The sequence below is a fragment of the Methanobrevibacter sp. genome (genome assembly GCF_030539555.1).
GTDB lineage: Archaea > Methanobacteriota > Methanobacteria > Methanobacteriales > Methanobacteriaceae > Methanocatella.
This window is the reverse complement of the sequence record NZ_JAUNXX010000087.1, coordinates 3,121-5,509: the sequence shown is the minus strand read 5'-3', so window position 1 is coordinate 5,509 and position 2,389 is coordinate 3,121. Positions and strand designations below refer to the sequence as shown.

The window sequence follows — 2,389 nt, the reverse complement described above, 5'->3', positions numbered from 1 at the left end:
ATATTTTAATTAATCTGGATGTAAAAGTCATCTTTATGGATGATTTAATAGATGGTTATGTAGATGGTGATTTAATTAAATGTATTAATAAGGTCACCTCTGATTTTGTATTCAGTATCGATAACTCTGTTATTGGTGATGAAGAAGATGGAATCTTTTTAATCAGTAATCCTTATTTTTTAAATTTTACTCCTTGTTTTAATGCTTTTATTTGTTGTGACTTTTTAACTGTTGAACTTTTTTTCCGTGGTGATTTTATCATTGCTTCAGAACTTTTTTGTGATTTTGTTGTAGAATATAGTAAATATTTTAAATCTTATAATAGATTTTTAGTATAAAATTTAACCCTATCAGAGGTCTATCTGATAAAATGTATATGTAGATTAAATAACTATTGACCAATTCAATTGTTTTGAATTATAATTCATGATTCCTGGTGGTTGGTGTTGGTTTGTGGTGAGAATTTTATTCCTTATCAGTTATTTTAAATCATTCAAAATGGTTTTTATATGGCTGATTAAACTAGTTATTTTAATTTAATATATTCGAAAATATATTCGGATATAATATTTATTGTTATTAGCGTTAGCTAGCTTTAGCTTTGTTCAATATATTGTATATTTTATTAATCAGTTAACTTATTTTTTATTTAAAAATTACAAACATTTATATACTAGTATGTTTATAATATTAATTAGTGCAAAAAAGCGCTACTTTCATATCTTATTCTAATTTTAAAATTTATTATGTATGCTTGTTTTTTCTCGAAATATGAGTTTAAACGTTTGTTTAGACTAATGAGGTAAAAACAATGAAAAAATATGCGAAACTTTTAGTCATCGCTTTTGTATTGGCGATCTTTTCAGTAGGTGCTGTTGCAGCTAGTGAAAATGTTACTGCAGATACCGGCGATTTAACTCAAGTTCCACATGAACAGGTTGTTTCAGTTTCTGATCCAACAGTTCCGGAAATTGAAACGACTACTACAGAGACGTCCATTGATGATACACAGGTTAATGAAGTATCTTCAAATTCAGACGATATAATTAATGTAACTGATTCTAGTAAAGAATCTTTAAAAGTAAGTAAAAAGGAATCTTCATTATTAGGTGCTAGTAATAATGAAGAGGTTTTAAGTGATACACGCTATTTATCTGGTAATACTTTCGATGATCTTCAAACTGCAATAAATAATGCAACAAACGGTGATATAATTGACTTACAGGGCAAAACTATATCTGGAAATAGATCATTGACTTGTAATAAAAATATTACTCTAAGAAATGGTCATTTGGATGGTAATGATAATTTGGCTGCTTATACTTTTCAAAATTGTAAGTTGGAAGATTTAATATTATCCAACTTCCATATGAATTGGGGAGCATCAATTAACTATTGTACATTAAATAATGTTGCTTTCTATAATTTTTTAACAGATAAAGGCTGTACCCTTGCAATTAGATATTGTAATTTAGAAAGTGTTAACTTTACTAATTGTCATTCATTAATGCCGGCTGATCCTAAGGGAGAAGACTTTGAAACAGGTGTAATGATTGTTACTTATGGTTCTAATTATAATAACTGTTATTTTACTAATTGTTCAACAAATAGACATTCAGGGGCAATTTGTGTAGCGGGAAGTCAGGGCAACACTGCAAATATTACAAATTGTGTATTCTATAATTGTTCCTCTGGTGTAGGTGGAGCAATTTATTTACACGGTACAGGACTTAGTGAAGACCGTCACAGTAATATTATTAACTGTGTATTTATTGATTGTAAAGCTACAGAATATGGTGGTGCAATCGGTTCCAGTCAGGATTATTTAAATATTGAAAATTGTGAATTTTATAATAATACTGCTAAAAGAGGCGGTGCTATTATGGTTGGAGGTATCACACATGGTTTAGATGGAGATAATTCCGAAGGCCACAATAATTTATTAAATGGTTGTTCTTTCTTCAATAACATTGCTAGTGAAGAAGGTGGTGCAGTTCACATTACTGGTGATAATAATGAAGCTATAAATTGTAATTTTGATGATAACTTTGCTCATGGTGGTAATGGTTCAGCTATTTATGTTCATGGTGCAAATGCTTCTGTTTATGATTCAAATTTCACAAATCATGACTGTGCAAGAGGAACTGTTTATATTTACGGTGAAAACTCAACCATTCAAGGTTCAATTTTCGAAAACAACACAGCTTCCAAAGGTGGAGCAGGTGTTTATATTTTAGGAAACAATACCATTTTAGATGATAATGTCTTTACCGGAAATAATGCTACAATTCACGGCGGTGCAATTCACACCCACGGTAACAATGCAATAATTTCAAATTCCGTATTTACAAATAACAATGCACTTCCTAATGTCACTGACAAAACTCAG

The 2,389-nt window shown here is 29.8% G+C and carries 1 protein-coding gene and 1 pseudogene; both read left to right on the top strand.

Annotation, left to right across the window (positions count from 1 at the left end; genetic code table 11):
- Positions 1–338, top strand: a 338-nt coding sequence (locus Q4Q55_RS09605) for a hypothetical protein (protein ID WP_303372590.1), incomplete at its 5' end; no start/stop codon positions are given.
- Positions 339–811: 473 nt separating this feature from the next.
- Positions 812–2,389, top strand: a pseudogene (locus Q4Q55_RS09600) (hypothetical protein); the annotation flags it as partial.